The organism is Methylobacterium sp. BTF04 (assembly GCF_010692745.1).
In the GTDB taxonomy this organism is placed as follows: domain Bacteria; phylum Pseudomonadota; class Alphaproteobacteria; order Rhizobiales; family Beijerinckiaceae; genus Methylobacterium.
Window position 1 is genome coordinate 1 of record NZ_JAAHTB010000111.1, and the last position, 3905, is coordinate 3905.

The following is a 3905-nucleotide window of genomic DNA, read 5'->3' on the forward strand; positions in this document are numbered from 1 at the left end:
AGCGCTCCGGCCTGCTCACCGCCACCATGGGGCTCATCGCCCAGGGCGAGACCAAGCTGACGGCCTCAGGCGCCGGCACTCTCGCGGAAGCCTCGGTGGAGCGCTTCTCTCCCTTCCAGGGCAAGATCACCCGCGCAGGTGTGGACCTCGGCTCGGTCGTGTCGGCCGACTTCACCTATTCGAACAATCTCGACAAGGTGGAGACCATCCGCGGCGATGGCCGCATCGAGGATGCCGACCCCGGCATGGTGATGATGTCCGGCAATATCGCGGTGCGCTTCCGCGATACCGCGCTGCTCGACCAGGCCACCGCCGGCACGCCCGTCGAGCTGACTTTCGGCTGGGTTACCGACGCCGCTCGCTCGCTCGTCTTCAAGGCACACGCGGTCTACTTGCCGCGGGCCAAGACCCCCGTCACCGGACCGAACGGCGTCCAGGCCACCTTCGCATGGCAGGCGGCCAAGGACATGACTCTCGGCAAGACGGTCACCGCCACGCTAGTGAACAACGTGACAAGTTACTGATCCTTCGGCGCCGGCGTAACTTTCTCTCTGCGTCGATTAAGATCGCGCGAGAGGCCTGCAACCCCTGCGCACACGGCCGCCCCAACGACCAATATAGAAGCTGTTGCTTCGTGAATTCCTCCAGTTGCAACCGAGAAGATCATCGCCCCTGCGCCAGCGAGGGCTATAGCGGCAAGAGCCATCCCAACGGCGGTATGCAAAAGAGTAAATATCAAAAGCATTACGCAAACTAATGTAAATACCGCTACACCTAAAGTCATCTAGATAAATTCCCACCACTTGCTGATCACTTCTAAGTTTGCGGTAAATGGGCCGCTTGAGCGTCGAGGAAGCCTATGATCCGTTTGCCGTCCGCCTCCAACGATGTCGTTTGGATCGATCTGTTCCCTGGAGTCCGCGTTCGGGTCCGCCCGCACACGGTAGCAGCCATCATTGTGGCTCGGGCAGATGCAGGCAAGGTGTTCCGCGCAGATGAGGCCAATGCTGACCCGCAGACAGGAGCGAAAGCGACTTCTGCCATGGTCCGGTCGCTTGCGCGCTTCGCCATCATCGAATGGGAGGGCGTAGGCGGCGAAGACGATCTGCCGGCGGAAGTCACGCTCGATGGAATCGACGCCCTGATGAGCGTATGGCCCGCCTACGATGGGTTCGAGCGCCTCTACGTTGGGCCTGCTCTTTCTGGGGAGGCGGAAAAAAACGGCTGATCGCCCTCGCCGAATGGCACTTCGAGGGCGGGGCCGCTTATTGCGCCGCATGTGACGAGACCTGCCCTGAATGCCCATACGCTGAGCACGCCCCACAGAGCGCTGACGGTTTGACGGCCTGGGCTGTTATTGAACGCTGTGGCGGCCAGGTTCGCACCGGGATGGGTTCTCCCTACGGTTTGGACTTTGCCGCCGTGTTGATGTTGGCGAATGCCATGGGCGCTCAATCCGCGCTGCTTGCTGACCTTCTGCCGCGCATTGAGATCGTCATCGTACGGTCCATCCAGAAACAGGTGACCGATGGCGAATAATATCGCGATCCGCCTCCAGGCGACCGGCGGCGCCGAACTCAAGCGGGAGTTTGAGGAGGCAGGCCGTTCTGGCGAACAGGCATTCAAGGTTGTTGGCACGGCCGCCGATGCGGCCGGAGCAGCTACGGATCGTCTGACCAAAAAAGCGCAGGAGGCTGCGGAAGCTGCGCGGCGCGCACAAGGCGCTGCCAGTGGGTCATCCTCAAGCCCATCAGCTCCCTCCACCGCGCCGACCCCGGCCACCTCCCGCGAGATCGAGCGTCTGCGCTTCCAGATCGACGAAGAATACCGGAAGCAGCGCCAGCTTGGCACCGCAGAGGATAAAATTGGGCGCGGCTTCTCTGGCGGGTATTTCGACGAGTCAGAGAGGGAGCGCTTGCGCGGCCTTGCTGCCGCCAAGTACGGCGGCCGGAACGATAACGACCCGTCCCGCCGTGGCCTCTCCACCTACGACAAGAGCTTCATCAAGTATCAGGGCTTCGACGTCGCCTCGTCGCTGGGGTCCGGTGCCTCGCCGATCACCACTGCGTTTCAGCAGGGCCCGCAGGTCTTGCAGCAGCTCGCCGATCGAGAAGGCGGTCTCGGCGCGGGCTTGAAGCAGCTCGGCGTCAGCGCCCTCAGTCTCGTCACCCCCTTCACGGTGGCCGGCACCGCTGTCGCCGGCCTTGGTATCGCTTTCGGTGTCGCTGCGTCGCAAGCGGCCACAGATCGAGAGGTGCTGGAAAAGGCGACCCGTGGCGTCGGGGCGTCCACCGGTGCCACGGTTTCTCAACTTGACGGGCTAGCTAAGGCCACCGCGGAGGGCGGCAAGGTTTCGGCCTCAATCGCACGGGAATATGTCGCGAGTTATGCCTCACTGGGCACCCTCGCGATTCCGGTGATCGGCGACCTGACGCGGCTGACCGCTGAATACGCAAAAGTCACCGGACAGGATGGAGCGGCGGCGGCAACCGAACTCGGTCGGGCCGTCGCCGAGGGCGGCAGCGCGCTTGACGCCGTGTCAACCAAGATTGGTGGCCTCGACGACCGCACCCGTCAGCTGATCCAGACGCAGATCGAGCAGGGCGATCGTTCCGGCGCCCAGGCAACGGCAGCCGAGTACCTGAAATCGACCGTCGATGCGAATGCCGCAGCCACTACGGGCTGGGCTGCAGCTTGGAATACGGCCACGGCCGCGGCGAACGGGTACTGGGAGGCCGCGAAGCGGATCGCCGGCATTAAGCTCGGCATCGCACCTGAGGGTGCCACAGAAGCCGTAGCACGCCTTCAGATCCTGGTTGACGCTGCGAACAAGCAGCGATCTGGCGTTGGGTTGGAGCCGTTGAACCCAAAGGACAGCGAAAACGCGCGTCAGCTTGCGGTCGCAAAAGTCATCGCCGACCAAGAGCGCTTGATTACCGAGGGGAAGGCCGCTGAGGCGCGCGCCGATAAAGCCTCGACCGCCGCTGGCGACGTCGCTCGCGCCGTTGACCCAAACTATTCGCGCCTGTCTCAGCTGAAGGGGCAGCAGACCTCGCTACGCGATGCTCTCTCTGACCCACTTGCTCGTTCCCGGCTCGCCGACTTCGATCAAACAGAGGCTGCCTACAACGCTACGACGCGCGCCATCACGACGATGACGGACGCGACCGGTAAGATGGTCTCGGCCGAGGAGATGGCACGCAGGTCGGACCAACTCCGCCTCGACAGCCTCAACGCAAAGACCACTGCCGAGAAAGCCGCCGTTGCAGAACGCCAGAAGGCTTTTGACCTGATCGGCAAAACCATCACCGGAAGCGATGCCAAGGGGCAAATTGATCGGGCTGGTATCCTTTCCAGGGCCCAGGCCGACTCGAAAGGCAGCGGCGGCGATAAAGCCGATAAACGCGACGACTTCGACAGCGCCGAGCGCAATATCCAGAATTCGATTCGGCGCCAGAACGAGCAGAACGAGACCTATGGCATGGGGGCCGAGGCGGTGGCCCGGTACCGGACCCAGACGGAGCTTTTGACGGCCGCCAAGCGCGCCGAACGCGAGGTCACCCCCGAACTGACCGCCAAGATCGAGGAATACGCCAACCAGGCCTCCGAGGCGGCTAAGCGCAATGAGGAGCTTCGGGAATCCTCCAAACGCACCGACGAGTACCGTTCGATCGGCTCCGATGGTGTCCGCACCTTCGTTCGCGGACTCAGCGACGGCGTTGCCCAGGGCAAGCTCCTCGAGAACGTCATGTCGAACTTGAAGAGCCGGATCGCGGATCTCGCCTCCAACTCGATCAGCGACATGCTGTTTGGAAAGCGTGGGGGCTCGGACGCCGGCTTCCTGAGCAGCCTGTTCAGCGGCGGATCCAGCGCGGCCAACGCGCCGATAGCCGGGGCGCAGGGGC

At 63.2% G+C, this 3905-nt stretch carries 4 protein-coding genes; all 4 read left to right on the plus strand.

Annotation, left to right across the window (positions count from 1 at the left end; translation table 11 throughout):
* On the plus strand, positions 1 to 524 hold a 524-nt coding region (locus G3T14_RS23310), incomplete at its 5' end, for a phage tail tube protein (RefSeq protein ID WP_246733517.1).
* Between the two features lie 335 nt (positions 525 to 859).
* Positions 860 to 1228 (plus strand): hypothetical protein, encoded by a 369-nt coding sequence (locus G3T14_RS23315; protein WP_163644878.1) that lies wholly within the window; start codon positions 860 to 862, stop codon positions 1226 to 1228.
* 161 nt (positions 1229 to 1389) lie between these two features.
* Complete coding sequence (locus G3T14_RS24835) at positions 1390 to 1539, plus strand: hypothetical protein (protein ID WP_204263027.1); 150 nt, start codon at positions 1390 to 1392, stop codon at positions 1537 to 1539.
* A partial coding sequence (locus G3T14_RS23320; protein WP_163644879.1) for a phage tail length tape measure family protein occupies positions 1529 to 3905 on the plus strand: 2377 nt, incomplete at its 3' end. The genes G3T14_RS24835 and G3T14_RS23320, both read left to right, overlap by 11 nt.

Excerpts from the sequence above, each read along its gene's own strand:
- G3T14_RS23315 (WP_163644878.1), top strand. The coding sequence starts at position 860 with ATGATCCGTTTGCCGTCCGCCTCCAACGATGTCGTTTGGATCGATCTG.
- G3T14_RS24835 (WP_204263027.1), top strand. The coding sequence starts at position 1,390 with ATGGGTTCTCCCTACGGTTTGGACTTTGCCGCCGTGTTGATGTTGGCG.